Source organism: Microbacterium sp. Cr-K20 (genome assembly GCF_000708325.1).
In the GTDB taxonomy this organism is placed as follows: Bacteria; Actinomycetota; Actinomycetes; order Actinomycetales; family Microbacteriaceae; genus Microbacterium.
On the sequence record NZ_JARE01000058.1, the window covers coordinates 1 to 19,188 of the forward strand.

Genomic DNA, 19,188 nt, shown 5'->3' on the forward strand with positions numbered 1-19,188 from the left:
GATCACGTCGTCGCGCGCCGCGCCGGGACCGGCTTCGGGAGCGAGGCGGTAGTCGACCGAGACGACGGTGGCGCCGGTGGCGCGGGCCCATCGCCGGCAGAAGCCGTCGTGTCCGGCGATCGAGCCGTGCAGGAAACCGCCGCCGTGCGCGTACACCGTGGTCGGCGCATCCGGCCGCCGCTCGCGCGGGTGGTACGTGCGGATCGGGATGCCGTGGGTTCCGGCATCCACCACCCCGTCATCCGTCGCTGCGACGTCGTCGAGGTTCGTCGCCGGACGGATCCGCTCGTCGGCGGCAGCCCGTCCGTCGAGGGGGTCCATCGTCGCCAGTCGCGGGAAGCTCGCGTTCAGCAGCTCCAGCATCCGGGTCGTCTCGTCCACATGATCTCCTTCGATCAGCAGCGGTATGACTGTTAGTCATAGTACGATCAGGAATATCTCACTCATCGACGAGGAGGTCAAGTGAGCGACCACGAAGACACCGACGACCGGCCCGATCTGCCCGCGACGAGCTGGGCCGTGCTCGGCATCCTGTCCTTCGACACCGAGCTGTCGGGATACGACGTCAAGCAGTGGGCCGATCAGAGCCTCGCCTACTTCTACTGGGCGCCCTCACAGAGCCAGATCTACACGGAGCTGCGACGGCTCGAGGGGCTCGGCCTCGCGGAGTCACGGGTGGAGCAGACGCACGCGGCGAAGAGCCGGCGGTTGTACGGGATCACTGATCGGGGACGCAGGAACATGCGCCGCTGGTCCGACGAGATCCCCGCGGAACCGGTGGTGCTCAAGCACTCGCACATCCTGCGCCTGTGGGCCGCGCACAACGGCGACCTCGATCGCCTGAGGGAGAGCCTGGCCGCCTACCGCGACGAGGCTCTGCGGACCGCGGACGAGGCGGCTGCCCACGCGCGAGGGGCGCAGCGGGAGGATGCCTGGCGCTTCTCCGGTGTGGCGCTCGAGTGGTCCGAGCGGTTCTCCCGAGACGAGGCCGCCCGCATCGACTGGCTCATCGAGCGCCTGAGCGGCATGCGATGAGCATCACGGTGCGGGCGTGAGCCCCGTCCGTGTCGGACGCTCAGAGACCGAACCCGCCGTCGACGTCGAGCTTCTGTCCGGTGATGAATCCCGCCGACGGGGAGGCGAGGAACGACACGGCGGCGGCGATGTCGCCCGCGGTGCCGAATCGGCGGAGCGGGATGTTCCGGGTCGCCACCTCGAGGGCACGCTCATCCAGGTCTCCGGAGGCCATCAACCGGGCCGACATCCCGTCCCACAGCATCCCCGGTCCGACCGCGTTCACGCGCACGCCGAAGCGCCCCTCCTCGGCGGCGAGTCCACGAGCCAGCGCCTCCACTGCGCCCTTCGGCGCGACCGACAGTCCGTCCCGCACGGGGTACCGCCGCGTCCCGGCGCTGGTGACGACGGTGAGCGATCCGGATGCAGCACGCAGCGCCGGGAGGAAGGCCTTCGCCACGACGAAGAAGCCGACGAGATCGTCGTCGACCTGTCGGGCGAACTGCTCGACCGAGACCTTCGACAGGTGCAGCATCGGCACGTGCGGGCCGGCGGCATGCACGACCGTGTGCACGGCGCCGTGGCGCTCGACGAGGTCGGCGACGAGGGCGGCTGCGCCGGCCTCGTCGCGCACGTCGAGTCGGTGGGCTTCGCCGTGCTCGCCGAGAGCGGCGAGCAGCTCGGGCGACGGCTCGGAGCGATGGGTGATCGCGACGCGCACCCCTTCGGCGGCGAGCTTTCGGGCGATGGCGGAGCCGATTCCGCCGGTCCCGCCGGTCACGACGGCGATGCCGGGAAGGTCGCGGAGAGAGCGGTTCTCAGAAGTCTGTGCAGTGTCCATGAGCCGGAATCTAACAGGTGTCCGAATCGTAACCAAGCAATTGACCGGTTGGGCGTTGCTCGGAGTGTCCGGGTGTGATTTACTAAGCAAGCGTTTGGTCGCTCTAGCGCTCTAACTCAACGATGAGAGAGGTTCGGATATGCGGTTCAACAGACTCGCGGCGGTTGCCGCAGGGATCGTGGTCTCGACGATGGTCCTCGCCGGCTGCTCCGGTGACGCGGACGCAGGGAACGGTGGCGGCGAAGGCGGAGGCGACGACCCGATCAAGATCGTGGTGCTCGGCGGCATGGGCGCGGAGGGCATCCTCGCCGACAACGCGACGACGGCCGTGACGGCTGCCCTGGCCTCCGTCGACGCCGTGAACGACATGGGCGGGATCCTCGACCGCGAGGTCGAGATCACCCACCTCGAGGACAACGCCGACCCGACGGTCGCCGTGACCAAGCTGCGCGAGTACATCGCCACCGAGGGCAAGCCCGACCTCGTGATGAACTCCGGCCCCTCCACGATCACCGAGGCGATGCTGCCGATCCTCACGCAGAACAAGATCGTCTCGTTCAACATCGGCCCGACGACGGGATCCGGTGACCCCGCGGTCAACCCCTACAGCTTCGACCTCAGCGCCTCCGTGCCCGACTACCTCGGCTCGTTCGTCGCCGAGATGGACGACCGCGGCTACGAGGACGTCGCGATCCTGCACGGCTCCAGCGCCTACGGCGAGCTCTTCGGCTCGCTCGGTGAGACCACCTTCACGGATGCAGGATTCACCGTCACCGGGAACGAGGGCTTCGACAACGCCGCCCTCGACATGACCTCCCAGCTCTCCGCACTGCAGCAGGGCGACCCCGATGTGCTCGTGCTCGACGCCTACGGCGCACCGCTCGGCTACGTGCTGCAGAGCCTGGAGAAGCTCGGGTGGGATGTTCCCGTGATGGGTAACTCCTCGGTCGCCGCGACCGGTCTGATCGCCACACCCGCGCCCGACGGCGTGCTCGGCACCGACCAGGTCAAGAACCTCACCATGCAGGTGTACTCCAGCACCCAGTACGACCCGGACGACACCAAGGTCAACGAGGCCGTCGAGCGCATGCTCGCCGCCGGGGACATCAAGTCGTCGCTGATCCTGGCGTACAACTACGACTCGGCGCTGCTCTTCAAGGCCGCAGCGGAGAAGGCCGGTGGAGTCGACGACCCCGACGCCCTGGTCGCGGCACTCATCGACCCCGACGTCCAGAAGGCGGCCGAGACCGCGATCCTGGGTCTCTACGCCTTCGAAGAGGATGCGCACAGCCCGCACGTGGGCCCGGAGCAGTTCGCCTTCATCCCGCCGGGCGAACTCGTCAACGGTCAGTTCCAGCCCTGACCCCGGTCGGCGCGTGAACATCGCCGGCGGCTCGGATCTCGATTCGGATCCGAGCCGTCGGCACACCAAGCCAAAGTGATGGAAGGAACCCGACCGCAATGACCATCATCTGGTCCGGCCTGGCTCTCGGTGCGATCTACGCACTGGTGGCGATCGGCTACAACATCGTCTTCCTCTCGCAGAAGACCTTCAACTTCGCCCAGGCGGCGCTCATGATGCTCGGCGCGTTCATCGCGTACGTCGGCATCGTCGTCTGGGGTCTGCCCTGGTGGCTCGTCGCGATCGCCGCGGCCGTCATCGTCGGCGCGATCGCCGCTCTCGAGGAGCGGGTCGCCATCCGTCCGGTCAAGGACCCGCACAACCTGCTGGTCACGACCCTCGGCGCCTCCATCATCATGGAGGGTGTCGCCCAGGTGATCTGGGGCGGAGAGCCCAAGCGCGTGCCCTTCTTCATGGGCGATCAGGTGCTCGAGTTCCTCGGCGGCCGGGTCTACCCCGTCGAGCTCGCACTGATCGTGCTCGTCATCGTCCTGGTCATCGCGCTCACCCAGTACGCCAAGCGCAGCATGACCGGCATCGCCCTGCTCGGCATGAGCGAGAACAGGGAGGCGGCACAGCTGCGCGGGGTGAACGTGCGGCGCTTCGCCCTCATGGCCTTCATCTTCACCGGCGTCCTCGCCGGTTTCCTCGGTGTGTTCGTCGGCCCCAAGACGTATGCGGTCGCCACGCTCGGTGCCTCCCTGGCCCTCAAGGGCTTCGTCGTCCTCGCGATCGGCGGCTTCGGGTCCCTCGGCGGCGTGCTCGTGGGTGGACTCATCGTCGGCCTCGCCGAGGCACTCGCGACACGGTACATCGGTGCCGACTACGCGGGGTTGACGGTGTTCTTCATCCTCATCGTGATTCTGATGGTCAAGCCGACGGGACTCTTCACCCGTCGCGTGGAACGGACGGTGTGACCGTGGCTGCTCTCTGGTTGAAACTACGGTCCGTCCCCGGCTGGATCTGGCCCCTCGCCGTCGGTGCCGTGCTGCTCGCGCTGCCGTTCCTCGGGCTCAACTACGCCGCGACGCGGCAGATCGAGCTCACCCTGATCCTGGCGCTGATCGTGCTGGGCCTGAACCTCTCGCTCGGCTACGCCGGCGAGCTGGCGATGGGACAGGTCGCGATGTATGCGGCCGGTGCCTATGCCGCGGGTCTCGCCAACAAGGCCGGGGTGACCGACATCTGGCTGCAGCTGCTCATCGGCGGCGGCGCCGCGCTGCTCATCGGACTCATCTCCGGCATCCCCGGACTGCGTCTGGGGAGCTGGTCGCTCGCGATGACCTCGTTCTTCCTGATCCTGATCGTCCCGGACGTGCTGTCGATCTTCAAGGAGCAGACCGGCGGTCGCAACGGTCTGGCCGGCATCATGCCCGCGACCTCGTTCGGTCAGATGATCGACGGCCGCACCTACTACCTGATCATCGTCGGCGTCGCCATCGTGGCCTTCGCACTGATCCGCAACCTCGTCGTCTCCGACCACGGGACGGCGCTCCGCGTGCTCAAGCAGAGCCCGGTCCTGGCTTCGTCGATGGGCATCTCCGTGTTCCGCGCCAAGCTCACGGCCTACGCGATCGGCGCCGTCCCTGCCGGCATCGCCGGGGTGCTCTTCGCCAACCTCGACCTCTTCATCTCGCCGGAGGCCTTCGCGTTCTCGTTCGCGATGACGGTGCTCGCGGCCTCGATCTTCGGCGGCTCCGCCAGCATCTACGGAGCCCTGATCGGTGCAGCGGTGCTGCAGTTCGGGATGAACCAGTCGACGAACTTCAGCCAGTTCGGGCTGATCATCTCCGGGGCGTTCCTGCTCATCGGCGGGGTGGCCTTCACCGGAGGACTGTCCGGGCTGCTGCGGACCCTCGTGCGCAAGGCCGACATCGCGGCCAAAGCCAAGACCGGGGTGCGCCCGGCGGAAGCCGCTCCGGCCGAGATCGAGAAGCTCGACGGCGCGCTGCTGCGCACGGAGGGAGTCTCCAAGGCGTTCGGCGGCAACCAGGCGCTGTCGAAGGTGTCGATCGATGCGGCGCCCGGTGCGGTCACGGCGATCATCGGGCCCAACGGCTCCGGGAAGACCACCCTGCTCAACATGATCTCCGGCTTCTACAAGACGGATGCCGGCGCGATCGAACTCGACGGGAAGTCCATCCAGGGACTCTCGTCGTACCGGGTCGCCCGGGCGGGGGTCTCGCGCACGTTCCAGACTCCGAACATCCCCGAGAAGCTGACGGTGTTCGAAGCCGTGGCGGCCGGACGCTATGCCACGGAGCGGGCCTCCGTGTTCGCCTCGTTCCTGCGGCTGCCGACGTTCTGGCGAGCTCGCGCGGAGAACCGGGCGGCGGCGGAGCGGGCGCTCGCGCTGGTCGGGCTCAGCGCGCAGCGCGACGAGCCGGCCGACTCGCTCCCGCTCGGCAACCGTCGACTGCTCGAGGTCGCCAGGAGCCTGGCCGCGTCCCCGAAGGTGGTGCTCCTCGACGAGGTGGCATCCGGCCTGGACGAGGACGAGCTCGAGGTCCTCGAGAGTCTCGTGAAGCGGCTGCGCGACGCCGGCATGACCGTCATCCTGGTGGAGCACAACTTCCAACTCGTGCTGCGCGTCGCCGACGACATCTATGTGCTCGCCCAGGGCGCGGTCATGGCGCACGGCACCCCCGATCAGATCGAGAGCAACCCGCGGGTCATGGAGGAGTACCTCGGCGTGACGGCGGAGACCAACGCGGCGGGAGGCGGCGACCATGAGTGATGTGCTGTTGGAGGTGTCCGGTCTGCAGACCGGCTACGGCGACCTGACCGTCGTGCGCGACGTCTCGCTGACCGTGCGGGCGGGGGAGATCACGGTGCTGCTCGGTCGGAACGGCGCGGGCAAGACGACGACGCTGCGGGCGATCACCGGGCTGAACAGGGTCTCGGGCGGCACGGTCGCCTACCTCGGCGAGCCGCTGACGGATGCACCTCACAAGCGGGTCGCCCGCGGGATCTCGTACGTGCAGGAGGGCAAGAAGGTCTTCCGTGAGCTCACGATCGAGCAGAACCTCATCCTCGGCGGATTCTCGCGGGGGATGGGCAAGCGGGCTCTGATCGCGGCGGCGGAGGAGATCTACCAGCTCTTCCCGATCCTGGGCAGCAAGCGTGCCCTCCCCGCGGCGAGCATGTCGGGTGGGCAGCAGCAGATGCTCGCGATCGGCCAGGCGCTGATGGCGAAGCCGAAGCTGCTCATCCTCGACGAGCCGAGCCAGGGGCTCGCTCCGGTGATCGTCAAGGAGGTCATGGAGCGGGTGCATGAGCTCAAGAACACCGGCATCGGCATCCTCCTGGTCGAGCAGGCCGTGCAGGAGTCCGTCGCCATCGCCGACGAGGTGACGGTGATCGAGATGGGCCGCACGACGCTCGCCGGGGCCGCGGCCGACGTCACGCTCGAGGATCTGCAGAAGGCGTACTTCGGCGCGGTCGCTTAGCGTCGACGCCTGAGGGTTAGGCCGCCGGGAGGGCGGATGCGGCGGGGTAGCCGAGCACCGTGTCCTGGCTGCGGGCGAAGGCCGTCGTCACCCGACGGGCGATGAGCCAGCGGCCCTCCTCGCGTCGGTAGGCCACGTCGTAGAAGCCGCGCATCACGAGCCGGGGGGCACCGGCATCCTCGGCGTAGTCGCCATGGAATTCCAGGTGGATGCGGGCCGTCGCGCGGTCGCCGTCGAACGCGAGTTGCGGCAGATGCAGGAAGTGGATGCCGGCGAAGGCAGCATCGGCGCAGAACGCGTGGAGCGCCGGGCGGCCTTGCACGAAGGTCAGCGGCGGCGCTTCCCCGACAGCCCGCGACTGGTAGATGCCGTCCTCGGTGAAGAGGCTGCTCCACGTGTCGCCGTCGCGCTCGTCGAAGGCGCGCGCGTAGGTCGCCTCCAGCTCGATGATCTCCAGTCGGTCCTCCAGTGCCCGCAGGCGCTGTTCGATGCTCCGTGTCATGATCTCTCCTTCCTGGGCGCTGGCGGCAGCGCGGCGCACGCGCTGCCGCCAGGCCGTCGCGGGGTCGTCGGGTCCGCGACGGCCCCGTGGTCCGTCGCCCTCCGGTTCACGCAGTCGCCCGGCATCCGAGCGGGTCCATTCGCGCACGGCGGTGCGCTCGACGATGCGCCAGCCGTCGGGGTCGCGGCGGACATGATCGAGGTAGCGGAAGCCGCTCGTGAAGTTGAGGGACTCGTCGTCGGACGGCGTACCCCAGTGCACGGCCGTGCCGTACGTCTCGGCGAAGGCATGATCGCCGTGGAGCTCGACCCGGTGGTTCCCGACGAGGTGCATGGTGCCGTCGAACACGGCCGTCCGCTCGCGCAGCCAGGCCACGTAGTCGTCGGCCGTTCCGGAGAAGCCGGTGTGGTGGTCGACGCCGTCTCGCGCGTAGACGCTGCGGACCGCCGCGTAGTCGGCGCGGTCGACGGCCGAGCAGTAGCGCAGGACCAGGTCGTGGATCTGCTGACGGTCCATGAGCTCGGCGAGCGTGTTCATGCCTGATCCGGCATGTTCGTCCAGCCGCGACCGGATGCCTTGCCGTACCAGCCGGCTGCGGCCAGTGTTCCGCCGTCGACGGGGATCGTGTGACCCGTGATGAACGCAGCGTCGCGCGAGGCGAGGAAGGCCACCACTCCCGCGAAGTCCTCGGGTGTCCCGAAGCGTCCGGCGGGAAGCCAGGATCGCAGCAGCGCGGGGTCGCGGCCGGCCAGCATGAGCTCGGCCGGGGTCTGCGCCGTGTCGGCGAGGTCGGGGGCGATGGCGTTGACCCGGATGGCGGAGGGCCCGAGTTCGACGGCGAGGCTTTTCGTGAAAGCGGAGACGCCGGCGTTGTACGCCGAGTACACGGCGTTGCCGGGGATGCCGCGGAACGCCTCGACTGTGGAGACGTTGACGATGCTGCCGCCGCCGGCCGCGATCATCCCCGGCAGGAGCGCGTGCGTCACGGCGAAGACGTGCCAGAGGTTGAGCTCGTGCAGGCGCCGCCACTGGTCGGGCGGGCTCTTGGCGAAGAACGACTTCGCCGGGCGGTAGTCGCCGACGTTGTTGACGAGCACGTCGGCGTGTCCGTATTCGCTCTCGACCCGGGCCGCGAGGCGGGCGACCGTGTCGTCTTCGGTGATGTCGCCGACGAGGACGGTGCAGCGGCCGCCGGTCGCCTCGATGTCGGCGGTCGTACGTGCGGCGGCATCCGCATCGATGTCGACGAGCAGGACGTGGTCGCCGTCGGCGGCGAAGCGTCGGCTGATCCCGCCGCCGATGCCGAGGGCGCCGCCGGTGACCACGACGGTGCGGGGATGCTGCAGAGGGACGTCATCGTGACTCATGCAACAAACCTAGCATTTGGTTGGTAGCATGGACAGGTCGGCGCATCGGAGCGCCGCGCTCGGAGGAGGCGGAGTGAGCCTGGTCATGGATTTCGCGGGGAAGGTCGTCGCGGTCACCGGCGGTGCTCGAGGTGTGGGCCGTGGCGTGGTCGAGGCGTTCCTCGATGCGGGTGCCGACGTCGAGTTCTGCGGTCGCTCCGAGCCGACGACCCTGCCGGAGCGCGACGGGCGCGCGGCATCTTTCCGTCCGGTCGATGTGCGCGACGCCGCTCAGAACGAGGCCTGGATCGCGGGCGTCGCGGAACGCCACGGACGCCTCGACGTGCTTGTCAACAACGTCGGCGGCTCGCCGTTCGGCCGATTCGAAGCCGGGTCGCCGAGGTACTTCCAAGCCATCACCGAGGTCAACTTCCTCTCCGCCGCGGTCGCCACGAGAGCGGCGTTCCCCGCGTTGCGTGCCGCATCCGGCAGCGTGATCAACATCACCTCGATCAGCGCCCGCCGCCCCAGCCCCGGCACGGCCGTGTACGGCGCGGCGAAGGCGGCGCTGGAGAGCCTGACCCGCAGCCTCGCGGTCGAATGGGCGCCGGAGATCCGCGTCAACGCGGTCAGCAGCGGCCTGGTGCACACCGAGAGCGCGGTCGACCACTACGGCACACCGGAGCAGTACGCGGAGATCGCACGGACCATCCCGCGGGGGCGACTGGCCTCGCCGCAGGAGCTCGGCAACGTCTGCGTCATGCTCGCCTCACCCCTGTCGGCGCACATCACCGGCGCCGTCATCCCCGTGGACGGTGGCGGCGAATGGCCCGCTTTCCTGAGCCACACCCCGAACGCGGACATCGTGCAGCAGGCCGACCGCCTCGACATCACTGGAGGATCCTCATCATGACCGAAGCCGTCATCGTCTCCGCGGTGCGCTCGCCCATCGGACGCGCGTTCAAGGGCAGCCTGAAGGACATGCGCGGTGACGACCTCGCCGTGCAGATGGTGCGCGCGGCCGTCGAGGCGGTGCCCGGCCTGAACCCGGACGAGATCGTCGACCTGATGGTGGGCTGTGCGCAGCCGGCAGGCCAGCAGGGATACAACATCGGACGGATGCTGGCGCTGCAGCTCGGCTGGGACGCGGTGCCCGGCACCACGGTCAACCGCTACTGCGCATCGTCGCTGCAGACGACGCGGATGGCGTTCCATGCGATCAAGGCCGGCGAGGGCGACGTGTTCGTCTCGGCCGGGGTGGAGGCGGTGTCGCAGTTCGGCTCCGGCAAGTCCGACGGCATGCCCGACACCAAGAACCCGCGATGGGCGGATGCTGCGGCCCGCACGGCGCGCGACGCGCAGAACCCCGACTTCGTGTGGTCCGACCCGCGTGAGCGCGGCGAGCTCGAGGACATCTACATCGCGATGGGCGAGACCGCCGAGAACGTGGCCTCCTTCCGCGGAGTGTCCCGCCACGAGCAGGACGAGTGGGCGGTGCTCAGCCAGAACCGCGCCGAGGCCGCCGCCGCCCGCGGCTTCTGGGCGACCGACATCACTCCGGTGCGTCTCGCCGACGGCACGCTCGTGACGAAGGACGACGGCCCCCGAGCGGGCGTCACGCTGGAGGGCATCAGCGGCATGCAGCCGGTGTTCCGCCCGCACGGCACCGTGACGGCGGCGAACTGCTGCCCGCTCAACGACGGCGCCGCCGCGCTCGTGATCATGAGCGACACCCGTGCCGCCGAGCTCGGGCTCACCCCGCTCGCCCGTGTGGTGTCGACCGGGGTGTCGGCACTGTCGGCCGAGATCATGGGTCTCGGGCCGGTGCAGGCGGTGGAGCGCGCGCTCGCCCACGCCCGTATGTCGATCGGCGACATCGACATCCTCGAGATCAACGAGGCGTTCGCCGCGCAGGTGATTCCCTCGATCGCCGACATCGGCATCGACCCCGACCGCGTGAATGTGAACGGCGGCGCGATCGCCCTCGGTCACCCCTACGGCATGACCGGTGCCCGCATCACCACGACCGCGATCAACGCGCTCCGCGAGCGCGATGAGCAGTTCGCCGTCGAGACGATGTGCACCGCCGGTGGCCAGGGCATGGCCATGGTGCTCGAGCGTCTGAGCTGACGCACGCCGTCCGGCGGGCGGGGGCTACTGCTCCTCGGCCTGGAACGTCACGGTGGAGGTACGCGGGGCGCCGTCGCCGAGCAGGGTGAGTGTCAGCGTCGTCGGCCAGGCGGCCGCGACGTAGTAGCCGGTGATGCCGGCGGCGACCAGTTCGGAAGAGCCGGGCGGGATCGTCACCGTGCCGGTGAGCGGGCCCGAGAGCGACTCGAGCGCAGGGGCCACGTCGACCGACCAGGTGACGGTCAGCGGTGTCGTCCCGGTGTTCGTGACGGTCGCCCCCGGCCACGCGAAATCTGCACCCGTGACGGTCGCGGGCGAGGGCTGCACGGTCAGGGCGGCGGCGTCGGAGGCCGCCGCGAGCGGTGTGGCGATGGCGGCGGCGATCACGGGCGCCGACCATGTCGCCGCGCGCACCACCGATCGACGCGTGATCCCTGTCGACGTGCGCTGCTCATCCATATCGTCCCCATCCCCATCTGGCCTACGACTTAAGGCTATCGGGATAGGGACCTTCGGCTAAAACGCCCATCGCTCAGACGTGCGAGCGGAGCTCCGACTTCAGGATCTTGCCGGTGGCGTTGCGGGGGAAGTCCTCGACGAAGACGAACTCGCGCGGCACCTTGAAGTTCGCCAGGTGGGTGCGGCAGAAGGCCTCGAGATCGGCGGCATCCGGTCGCGGCGTGGCATTGTGCAGCAGCAGGACGTAGGCGCGGCCGACCGTGCCGAGGCGGTGATCGTCCACCCCGATCACGGCCGACTCGTTCACCGCGGGATGTTTGCGCAGGGCGTTCTCGACCTCGGCCGGGTAGACGTTGAAACCGCCGACGATGAACATGTCCTTCAGTCGGTCGGTGATCTTCAGGCAGCCGTGCTCGTCCAGACGGCCGACGTCGCCGGTGTGGAACCAGCCGTCCGCATCGAGCACGGCGTCCGTTGCCGCCTGATCCTCGAAGTAGCCGAGCATGACGTTGGGTCCGCGGAGCAGGATCTCGCCGTCGGTGTCGAGCCCCGCATCCTGACCGTCCTCGTCCACCACGCGGATCTCGACCCCGTCGACAGCGGGACCCGTGGTCTGCGCCGTGTGCTCGAGGGACTCGCCGGGGCGGGAGAGGGTGGCCACCACGCACTCGGTGAGCCCGTATGCCTGGGCGACGGTCTCGAACCCGAGTGTGTTCACCATGTCGTGGAAGAGTGTGGCGGGTGCCGCCGTGGCCCCCGCGATCGCGAACCGCAGCGACGACAGGTCGTACTCCCGAAGCCGCGGGTGGTCGAGCAGCGAGGTGAAGATCGTCGGTACGCCGGGCAGTACGCTGATGCGTGCGGACTGCACGAGTTCGAGCAGCTGATCGGCATCGAACACCGCCAGTGGGTAGATCGTGGTCCCCGCCATCAGCGAGGTGATCATCCCGGCTTTGTAGCCGAACCCGTGGAAGAACGGGTTGACCACCGCATAACGGTCGTCGGGCGTGAGTCGTGCGCCGAGTCCCCAGGCGCGTGCCACGGAGAGCGTCTGGCGGTGCGCGCTGAGCACGCCCTTGGGGATCCCGGTGGTGCCCGAGGTGAAGAGCACGTCCATGATGTCGTCCGGGGTGACGGCCTCCGCGGCGGCCGTCACGCGGTCGTCGGTGACCGCGGATCCCGCCGCGAGGAAGTCCGACCAGGAGAGGAGGCCGTCGCCGCCTGCGCCGTCGATGGCCACGGCGGTGTGCAGGTGGGGGAGGCCGGGGAAGATCGGACCGTCGCCTCCGCGCTCGGCTGCGGCGCCGCGGAGCTGGGAGCTGTACGGCTTCCCGAGGAATCCGTCGGCGACGACCAGGCCGGTGGCGCGGGATCGCGCGAGGATCTCCGCGGCTTCATGGCCGGTGAAGCGCGTGTTCAGGGGGACGACGGCGATGCCGACCAGCTGAGCCCCGAGCATCGCCAGGATGAACTCGTGTCGGTTCGGCGCCCACAGGCCGATGCGGTCGCCCGGCTCGATGCCCTGTGCGAGGTAGGCGCGGGCGACGGAGCGCACCCGGTCCTGCAACTCGGCGTAGCCGATGACCACGTCGCCGTCGACGATGGCCGGATGGTCGCCGAGGGCTGCCATCTCCGCGAGGAGGGCGGGCACTGTCGTGGCTTCCGAGACTGTCATGGACGTCCTTTCCAATATCATGCGTACACTCCGAGTGGATGTTTCGGGAAAACGCTCACATGCGGCACACTTGAACAAGCGCTTGTGAGATTCTCTGTGAAGGAGCAGCAATGGCAACGACCAAAAGCGGGGGCCGGCAGGAGCAGAGCTCCGAACGCCGCGACCAGATCATCTCGATCGCCGCGCGCCTGATCGCCAAGCGCGGATACTCCGCCACGACGGTCCGAGACATCGCCGATGAGGCGGGCATCCTGTCCGGCAGCCTCTATCACCACTTCTCCTCCAAGGAAGCGATCCTGCAGGAGATCCTCCACAGTTTCATGGCGGGCTTGCTGGGCCGCTTCGAAGAGATCGTGGCCGAGGGGGGAAGCCCCCGTGACATCCTCGACAAGCTCATCGCACACGCCTTCGCGACGATCGAGAGCCAGCCCGACGCGGTCGGCCTGTACCAGAACGAGCTGTCGTTCCTCGCCCGTCAGCCCGGCTTCGAGTTCCTCGGCGAGAACAGCGAGCGCATCGAGGCGCTCTGGCTGGCGCAGATCACCGAGGGGCAGAAGGTCGGCGTCTTCCGCGATTCGATCGACGCCCCCATCGCCTACCGCTTCATCCGCGACGCGGTGTGGTCGACCGTCGCGTGGTACCGGCCGGGTCGCGGGCACACCGCGTCGACCCTGACCGACAACTTCCTGGATCTGCTCCACAAGGGCCTCCTCGCCGACTGAGTGGATTCCGCGTCAGTCCGCGACTTCGCGGGTGCGGGTGCCGCGCGGGTCGAGGACTTCGCGGATCAGTCGCAGCTCCTCGGCATCCGGTGTGCGCGTGAGCGGCGCATCCGTCGCATCGAGGGGGAACCCCGTGCTTTCCACCACGGACTGGGGGTCGACGCCGGGGTGGACGGAGAGTACGGTGACGGCGCCTTCGTCGTCGTACCCGAGCACGGCGAGGTTCGTCACGATCACGCCGAGGTGGTGATGATCGAGGCCGGCCTCGCGTGCGCGGTCGTTGCCGACGCCCGAGACCATGTCCACCGAGGGGACGAACACGCGCGTGCTGTGGCGTGAGATCCAGTAGTCCACGCGGTGGTTCGCGGTGTTCCCCGGTGCTCCTCGGACGCCGATGAGCTGGCGGGTGGGGCGGGCCCAGTCGCCGATGAGCGAGATGTTCTGGTTCCCGAACCGGTCGATCTGACTCGCGCCCATCATGCTCTGACGTCGGCCGGTGGCGAGGATGTCGAAGATGCGCCGGAACGGCGCCCACCCCTCGATCGTCGGCTGCGGGGCCTCCGGGTCGCCCGGCTGCGGCGGGCCGCTCAGGAAGAACGCCTCCCCGTCGCTGAGGACGAGATCCGGGGCGGTGGTGAGCTTCGCCAGCCGCGCACCCAGCGCGGGGATGATGCCGACCGCGTGCGCGAGGATCTCGCCCGACTCCCGGTACGTGTCGGCGCAGGCCGCGATGCAGATCTCGGCGTTCGTCGCTCCGGCCGTCGCAGAGGCGATGCCCGCGGTGGTGGTGTCGGTGGTCATGACTCTCCTCGGTCGGCGTGGAAACGGGCGACGGCGGCGTGGTAGCCGGCCTCGTCGGTCTGCAGGAACGTCTGCTCGAACTCGGCCCAGGCATCGGGGTCCTTGGCGGAGGCGGCGTAGTGCTTCTGGAACGCTTCGTCGCGGTCGTAGTCGGGCGCGCACGCGGTGAAGTGCGCACCGCGCGGCGCTTCGACGACGGCCGAGGCGTAGATGCGGCTGAAGAGCAGCGTGTGGAACGAGCCCTCATCGAGCAGCGCCGAGGTCGGGACGACTTTCTCAGCGGAGACGATGGTGCGCTCGGCCGCCATCGCGAACAGATCGTCGAAGTAGGGGTCGGGCCCGAGGTATTGGGCGTTCCCCTGTTCGTCGGCCCGGTTCACGTGCACGAGCGCGACGTCGAGCGGGAGGGCCGGCATCGCCACGTACTCGGCGTCGGAGTAGGGCGAGCGCACCGTGCGCAGGTGCGGGTTGGCCGGGAGCACGTCGGAGCCGAGGCCCGCGCGGATGGGTAGGAAGTCGAGCCGGGCATTCGCTGCGCGCAGGCCCGCCACGAACATGCCCTCGTCGTACTCCTCGATCTCCAACCCGCCGCGCTCCCTGGTCCGGGTGAACAGTGGATCGAGCGGAATGCTGTCCAGGGAGACGAAGCCGTACACGAGGCGGCGGATGCGTCCGGCGGCGGCGAGGAGGCCGACGTCGGGGCCGCCGAACGCCACCACGGTGAGGTCGGTGATGTCGCGTCGGAGGATCTCGCGCACCAGGGCCATCGGCTTGCGCCGGGACCCCCAGCCGCCGATGCCGATCGTCATCCCGCTCTCGATGGTGGCGACCGCCTCCTCGATGCTCACCCGCTTGTCCGACATCCCCGCTCCTTCGCGTGACCGGCGCTAAACCTAGCGCTTGTTTGGGAATCACAGTAGCATGCCCGGGAGGACGAACAGCGAGGGAGCTGCGCATGACCGCACAGTCGATGGCAGAGCACGTGGTGGTGACCGGCGGTGCCAGCGGGATCGGCGCCGCCGTGGTGGACCTGCTCCTCGCTCGCGGGTGCCGGGTCACCGTCTTCGACCTCGCGCCGAGCGCACGAGCAGAGGTGGAGACGCGGATCGTGGACGTCCGTGACGAGACCGCCGTCGAAGCGGAGATGGACGCGGCATGGGCGCTCGGCCCGGTCGCCGGGCTCGTCGCCTGCCACGGCATCCGTGGCGCGTTCGTGCCGGCGCTGGAGATGGATCTCGACCGGCTCCGCCTGCTGTACGACGTGCACGTCGTGGGGACGCTCGCCGTGTCGCGCGCGATGGTGCGGCGCCTCGACGGTGCTCCGGCGTCGATCGTGATGGTGTCGTCGACCACCGCCTACCGCGGCTGGGCGAACCAGGTGGACTACGGCCCGGCGAAGGCCGCGGAGCGTCAGTTGATGGAGAACCTCGCCGTCGAGTGGGCGCCGCGGGGCGTGCGGGTCAACGCGGTCGCCCCCGGCCACACGCTGACCCCGATGGTGCAGGACATGGTCGACGGCGGATACGACCTCGAAGCCGTCGAGAAGCGCACGCCACGAGGGCGGCTCGCGGACCCGGCCGACATCGCCGGCGCGATCGTGTGGATGCTGTGCGACGCCACGCACGTGATCGGCCAGTGTCTTCCGGTCGACGGCGGGTGGACGGTCGTGGGGCGGTGATGCCGGTCCGCACGATCGGCGACCTGCGCGTTTCGGCGATCGGGATGGGGGCCATGACCCTCACCCAGCTTCCGGACGCCGACATCGAGCGCGGTGTCCGAGCCGTGCACGCGGCTCTGGATGCCGGTATCACCCTGTTCGACACCGCTGACTCCTACGGTCCGACGGGAGAGATGGGGGTGAACGAGCGGGCTCTGATCGCGGCTCTGCGGCAGCGTCCCGATGCCCTCGACCGTGTGGTCGTCGCGACCAAGGGCGGGCACACGCGGGGGCCGGCGGCGACGTGGTGGGTCGACGGTTCGCCGGAGCATCTCGCCGCCGCTGCCCGTGCTTCGGCGCAACGCCTCGGCCTCGACGCCCTCCCGCTCTATCAGCACCATCGCCCCGATGTGAAGGTGCCGTTCGAGGAGTCGATGGGCGCGATGCGCCGACTCGTCGACGACGGCGTGGTCGTGCGTGTCGGGGTCTCCAATGTGGACAGCGCGCAGCTCGACGTCGCGAAGCGCGTGGTCGGTGCGGCATTGGTCAGCGTGCAGAACGAGTACTCGGTGCTCGAGCGTTCCGGCGATGAGGTGCTGCGCCGGTGCGAGGAGCACGGCCTGGCGTTCCTCGCCTGGGGGCCGCTGGGCGGCATGCGGGCGGCGAAAGGCCTCGGCGGTGCGGCGGCCGCGGTGGCCGTGGTAGCCGAACGGCACGGCGTGAGCCCGCAGAGGGTGGCGCTGGCGTGGCTGCTGTCGCGATCGCCGGTGCTGATCCCGATTCCCGGGGCGAGTCGTCCGGAGAGCGTCCGCGACTCCGCGGCGTCCGCCGATCTCGTACTCGACGGCGACGATCTGCTCCTGCTCGACGGGCAGTCGGGGGAGGGTCAGTGAGGTTCCTGCAACAGCTCGACCCGCACCTCATCGGGGCCGAGCACGTACACGTACCGGTAGCCCTCGAGCGGCCCGGCCGTCGCGGTCATGATCTGCGACAGCGGGCGGTGTCCGAGGGCGGCCAGGCGGGCGAGGCTCGCCTCGATGTCGGGCACCACGATGGCCGGGTGCGCTGCGCCGATGTGTCCGTTGTCGGGGTCGATGCGCGGGGCGTCCGCGCCGCGGTACTCGGCGAGCTCCAGGAACACGCCGTCGGCCAGTCGGATGAAGGTCAGCAGGATCTCGACGCCCGGATACCCCGTCGCCGCTTCGACCGCGGGCCCGCTCTTGGCGAGTGGGCCGATGACCTCGCCTTCGGTCGCGGCTCGATAGAACGCCGTCGCCGCGACGGTGTCGCTGACCGTGATGCCGATGTGGTGCAGCCGGGGCATCCCGTCTCCCTCTTCTCAATCGCACGCTAGACAACCAAATGCTTGTTTGATAACTATCGCGGAGGAAACCCATGAAAGCAACGCCCGTCATCGACCTCACCGGCCGCGTCGCCGTGATCACCGGAGCCGCCGGCGGTCAGGGGCGCGCGCACGCCGCGCTGTTCCATGATCTCGGCGCCGACCTGGTGCTCACGGACCTCGACGGCGCGGCCGTCGCCGAGGTCGCCGCGGCCTATGGGGACCGCGCGATCGGTCTCGCGCACGACGTCTCCTCGGCGGACGCGTGGTCGCAGGTGGCCGATGCGGCGCAGAAGAGGTTCGGGCGCGTCGACGTGCTCGTCAACAACGCCGGCTTCTGCCCGGAGGGGCCGCTCGCCGAGACCTCGGAGCGCGTGATCCGCCTCACGCTCGATGTGAACCTGATCGGGCCGATGCTGGGGGTGCAGGCGCTGCTGCCCCTCATGGGCGAGGGGGCGTCCATCGTCAACATCGCCTCCACCGCCGGGGTCGCCGGCTACGCGAACCGCGTCCCCTACTCCGCCTCGAAGTGGGGGCTGCGCGGGGTATCTCGCGCGCTCGCCCGGGAGCTCGGCGGCAGCGGCATCCGTGTGAACACCGTGTGCCCCGGCGCGGTCGACACCCCCATGATCACCGAGGAGACCCGCGCCGGCGTCGGCTTCATCTCGCGCATCCCGATCCCGCGTGCCGGTCGACCGGAGGAGATCTCGAACCTCGTCGCCTACCTCGCCAGCTCGGCGAGCAGCTACTGCACCGGGCAGGACTTCATCATCGACGGCGGTCAGGTCGCCTGATGCCCAGTTACGCCTTCGACGGGGTCGTGCCGGTCGTCGATCCGACCGCGTTCGTGCACGAGACGGCCAGTCTGATCGGCGACGTGATCATCGGGCCCGGCTGCTACATCGGACCGTTCGCGAGCCTACGCGGCGATTTCGGGCGCATCGTCGTCGGCGAGGGGTCGAACGTGCAGGACTCGTGCGTGATCCACGCCTTCCCCGGTGCGGACGCCGTACTGGAGCCGAACAGTCATGTCGGACACGGGGCGGTGCTGCACGGCTGCCGCATCGGATCGTTCGCGCTCATCGGCATCGGAGCGACGGTGCTCGACGGTGCCGAGATCGGTGCGGACGCGCTGGTGGGGGCGGGCGCCGTCGTGACCGCGGGCACGGTGATCCCGCCGGGGTCGAAAGGGCTCGGTGCTCCGGCCCGCGTCGTCGGGCCGCTCGACGAACAAGCCCTGGCGTGGAAGCGCAACGGGGTGCGGATCTACCAGGATCTCGCGCGTCGCAGCCGCGAGACCCTGCATCCGGTCGAGCCGCTCTCCGCCGCCGAACCGGACCGACGCCGCACCTCCTGGTCGCCGGACGCCGCGACGCCGCTGCACCGGAAGCGGGCGGAGGAGCCCGCGTGAACGAGACCTTCGACGACTGGCTCGCGATCACGCACACGATCGCCCGTTACGGTCGGCTCGCCGATCAGCGACGCTCGGGGGAGATGGCCGACCTGTTCACACCGGACGGACGGATGCTGATGTTCCGTCCCCGGGCGGACGAACCCGCGGAGTCGCCGGAAGGGCGCGAGCAGCTGATCGCGGCCTTCGACACCCTCGCGGCCTTCGTCGTGACTAGCCACGTGCTCTCGCCGAGCGACGTCGAGATCGACGGGGAGTCGGCCCGGGCGCACACCTCCTGCATGTCCCATCACGTCCGCGAGACGGCGGAGGGGCGGATGCGCTTCACGCTCGCCGACCGCTACGAGGACACCCTCGTGCGGCGGGAGGGGCGCTGGTTCTTCCAGGAACGCCGCAAGTACACCGATTGGACCGAGTCCGCTCCGCTCCGGCGCTGA

General features: G+C 69.4%; 22 protein-coding genes. 13 read left to right on the plus strand and 9 right to left on the minus strand.

What is annotated here, in order from left to right; genetic code table 11:
* Positions 1 to 381, minus strand: a 381-nt coding sequence (locus GZ67_RS0113820; protein WP_156036635.1) for an alpha/beta hydrolase, incomplete at its 3' end; no start/stop codon positions are given.
* Between the two features lie 81 nt (positions 382 to 462).
* Between GZ67_RS0113820 and GZ67_RS0113825 the strand changes: the two genes are divergently transcribed.
* On the plus strand, positions 463 to 1,035 hold the full coding sequence (locus tag GZ67_RS0113825) for a PadR family transcriptional regulator (protein ID WP_051662541.1): 573 nt from the start codon (positions 463 to 465) through the stop codon (positions 1,033 to 1,035).
* A gap of 40 nt (positions 1,036 to 1,075) precedes the next feature.
* Here the strand turns inward: GZ67_RS0113825 and GZ67_RS0113830 are convergent, their stop codons facing one another.
* On the minus strand, positions 1,076 to 1,855 hold the full coding sequence (locus GZ67_RS0113830) for an SDR family NAD(P)-dependent oxidoreductase (protein ID WP_051662542.1): 780 nt from the start codon (positions 1,853 to 1,855) through the stop codon (positions 1,076 to 1,078).
* 139 nt (positions 1,856 to 1,994) lie between these two features.
* Here GZ67_RS0113830 and GZ67_RS0113835 point away from each other — a divergent pair, with 139 nt between their 5' ends.
* From GZ67_RS0113835 to GZ67_RS0113850, 4 genes are all read left to right on the plus strand, one after another.
* Entirely contained in the window at positions 1,995 to 3,218 is a 1,224-nt protein-coding gene (locus GZ67_RS0113835) for an ABC transporter substrate-binding protein (protein WP_029262084.1), read from the plus strand.
* Between the two features lie 98 nt (positions 3,219 to 3,316).
* Positions 3,317 to 4,174, plus strand: a complete 858-nt coding sequence (locus GZ67_RS0113840) for a branched-chain amino acid ABC transporter permease (RefSeq protein WP_029262085.1) — start codon at positions 3,317 to 3,319, stop codon at positions 4,172 to 4,174.
* Between the two features lie 2 nt (positions 4,175 to 4,176).
* Positions 4,177 to 5,994, plus strand: a complete 1,818-nt coding sequence (locus GZ67_RS0113845; protein ID WP_029262086.1) for a branched-chain amino acid ABC transporter ATP-binding protein/permease — start codon at positions 4,177 to 4,179, stop codon at positions 5,992 to 5,994.
* A complete protein-coding gene (locus GZ67_RS0113850; RefSeq protein ID WP_029262087.1) occupies positions 5,987 to 6,706 on the plus strand; it encodes an ABC transporter ATP-binding protein in 720 nt (239 codons plus the stop codon). Before GZ67_RS0113845 ends, GZ67_RS0113850 begins: the two co-directional genes overlap by 8 nt.
* Positions 6,707 to 6,722: 16 nt before the next feature.
* Here the strand turns inward: GZ67_RS0113850 and GZ67_RS20455 are convergent, their stop codons facing one another.
* Entirely contained in the window at positions 6,723 to 7,745 is a 1,023-nt protein-coding gene (locus tag GZ67_RS20455; RefSeq protein WP_081860009.1) for a nuclear transport factor 2 family protein, read from the minus strand.
* Positions 7,742 to 8,575, minus strand: a complete 834-nt coding sequence (locus tag GZ67_RS0113860; RefSeq protein WP_029262089.1) for an SDR family NAD(P)-dependent oxidoreductase — start codon at positions 8,573 to 8,575, stop codon at positions 7,742 to 7,744. Before GZ67_RS0113860 ends, GZ67_RS20455 begins: the two co-directional genes overlap by 4 nt.
* Positions 8,576 to 8,648: 73 nt before the next feature.
* On the opposite strand from GZ67_RS0113860, the gene GZ67_RS0113865 reads away from it, so the two are divergent.
* Both GZ67_RS0113865 and GZ67_RS0113870 read left to right on the plus strand, forming a co-directional pair.
* The gene (locus tag GZ67_RS0113865) at positions 8,649 to 9,467 is read left to right on the plus strand and encodes an SDR family oxidoreductase (protein WP_231481813.1); all 819 of its coding nucleotides are present in this window, start codon (positions 8,649 to 8,651) and stop codon (positions 9,465 to 9,467) included.
* Positions 9,464 to 10,684: an acetyl-CoA C-acetyltransferase gene (locus GZ67_RS0113870; protein ID WP_029262091.1), complete on the plus strand. Its 1,221-nt coding sequence runs from the start codon at positions 9,464 to 9,466 to the stop codon at positions 10,682 to 10,684. Before GZ67_RS0113865 ends, GZ67_RS0113870 begins: the two co-directional genes overlap by 4 nt.
* 24 nt (positions 10,685 to 10,708) lie before the next feature.
* Here the strand turns inward: GZ67_RS0113870 and GZ67_RS0113875 are convergent, their stop codons facing one another.
* Both GZ67_RS0113875 and GZ67_RS0113880 read right to left on the minus strand, forming a co-directional pair.
* Positions 10,709 to 11,143 (minus strand): hypothetical protein, encoded by a 435-nt coding sequence (locus GZ67_RS0113875; protein WP_029262092.1) that lies wholly within the window; start codon positions 11,141 to 11,143, stop codon positions 10,709 to 10,711.
* Between the two features lie 73 nt (positions 11,144 to 11,216).
* Positions 11,217 to 12,818: an AMP-binding protein gene (locus tag GZ67_RS0113880; RefSeq protein WP_029262093.1), complete on the minus strand. Its 1,602-nt coding sequence runs from the start codon at positions 12,816 to 12,818 to the stop codon at positions 11,217 to 11,219.
* 110 nt (positions 12,819 to 12,928) lie between these two features.
* Between GZ67_RS0113880 and GZ67_RS0113885 the strand changes: the two genes are divergently transcribed.
* Positions 12,929 to 13,540, plus strand: coding sequence for a TetR/AcrR family transcriptional regulator (locus GZ67_RS0113885; RefSeq protein WP_029262094.1), 612 nt, complete (start codon positions 12,929 to 12,931; stop codon positions 13,538 to 13,540).
* A gap of 12 nt (positions 13,541 to 13,552) precedes the next feature.
* Here GZ67_RS0113885 and GZ67_RS0113890 read toward each other — a convergent pair whose 3' ends face one another.
* Both GZ67_RS0113890 and GZ67_RS0113895 read right to left on the minus strand, forming a co-directional pair.
* Positions 13,553 to 14,341: a CoA-transferase subunit beta gene (locus tag GZ67_RS0113890; RefSeq protein WP_051662543.1), complete on the minus strand. Its 789-nt coding sequence runs from the start codon at positions 14,339 to 14,341 to the stop codon at positions 13,553 to 13,555.
* Complete coding sequence (locus GZ67_RS0113895; protein WP_029262096.1) at positions 14,338 to 15,204, minus strand: CoA transferase subunit A; 867 nt, start codon at positions 15,202 to 15,204, stop codon at positions 14,338 to 14,340. Before GZ67_RS0113895 ends, GZ67_RS0113890 begins: the two co-directional genes overlap by 4 nt.
* A gap of 92 nt (positions 15,205 to 15,296) precedes the next feature.
* Between GZ67_RS0113895 and GZ67_RS0113900 the strand changes: the two genes are divergently transcribed.
* Both GZ67_RS0113900 and GZ67_RS0113905 read left to right on the plus strand, forming a co-directional pair.
* A complete protein-coding gene (locus GZ67_RS0113900; RefSeq protein ID WP_197021045.1) occupies positions 15,297 to 16,019 on the plus strand; it encodes an SDR family NAD(P)-dependent oxidoreductase in 723 nt (240 codons plus the stop codon).
* Entirely contained in the window at positions 16,019 to 16,891 is an 873-nt protein-coding gene (locus GZ67_RS0113905) for an aldo/keto reductase (protein ID WP_029262098.1), read from the plus strand. Before GZ67_RS0113900 ends, GZ67_RS0113905 begins: the two co-directional genes overlap by 1 nt.
* Here GZ67_RS0113905 and GZ67_RS0113910 read toward each other — a convergent pair.
* Positions 16,885 to 17,322 carry a VOC family protein gene (locus tag GZ67_RS0113910; RefSeq protein ID WP_029262099.1) on the minus strand — a complete coding sequence of 146 codons (438 nt, stop codon included), beginning with the start codon at positions 17,320 to 17,322 and terminating at the stop codon, positions 16,885 to 16,887. The genes GZ67_RS0113905 and GZ67_RS0113910 overlap by 7 nt on opposite strands.
* A 71-nt stretch (positions 17,323 to 17,393) precedes the next feature.
* Between GZ67_RS0113910 and GZ67_RS0113915 the strand changes: the two genes are divergently transcribed.
* From GZ67_RS0113915 to GZ67_RS0113925, 3 genes are read left to right on the plus strand one after another with little or no spacing between them, the layout of a single operon-like run.
* On the plus strand, positions 17,394 to 18,134 hold the full coding sequence (locus GZ67_RS0113915; RefSeq protein ID WP_029262100.1) for an SDR family NAD(P)-dependent oxidoreductase: 741 nt from the start codon (positions 17,394 to 17,396) through the stop codon (positions 18,132 to 18,134).
* Positions 18,134 to 18,751, plus strand: a complete 618-nt coding sequence (locus tag GZ67_RS0113920) for a gamma carbonic anhydrase family protein (protein WP_036303477.1) — start codon at positions 18,134 to 18,136, stop codon at positions 18,749 to 18,751. Before GZ67_RS0113915 ends, GZ67_RS0113920 begins: the two co-directional genes overlap by 1 nt.
* Positions 18,748 to 19,188, plus strand: coding sequence for a nuclear transport factor 2 family protein (locus tag GZ67_RS0113925; RefSeq protein WP_029262102.1), 441 nt, complete (start codon positions 18,748 to 18,750; stop codon positions 19,186 to 19,188). The genes GZ67_RS0113920 and GZ67_RS0113925 overlap by 4 nt, the downstream gene beginning before the upstream one ends.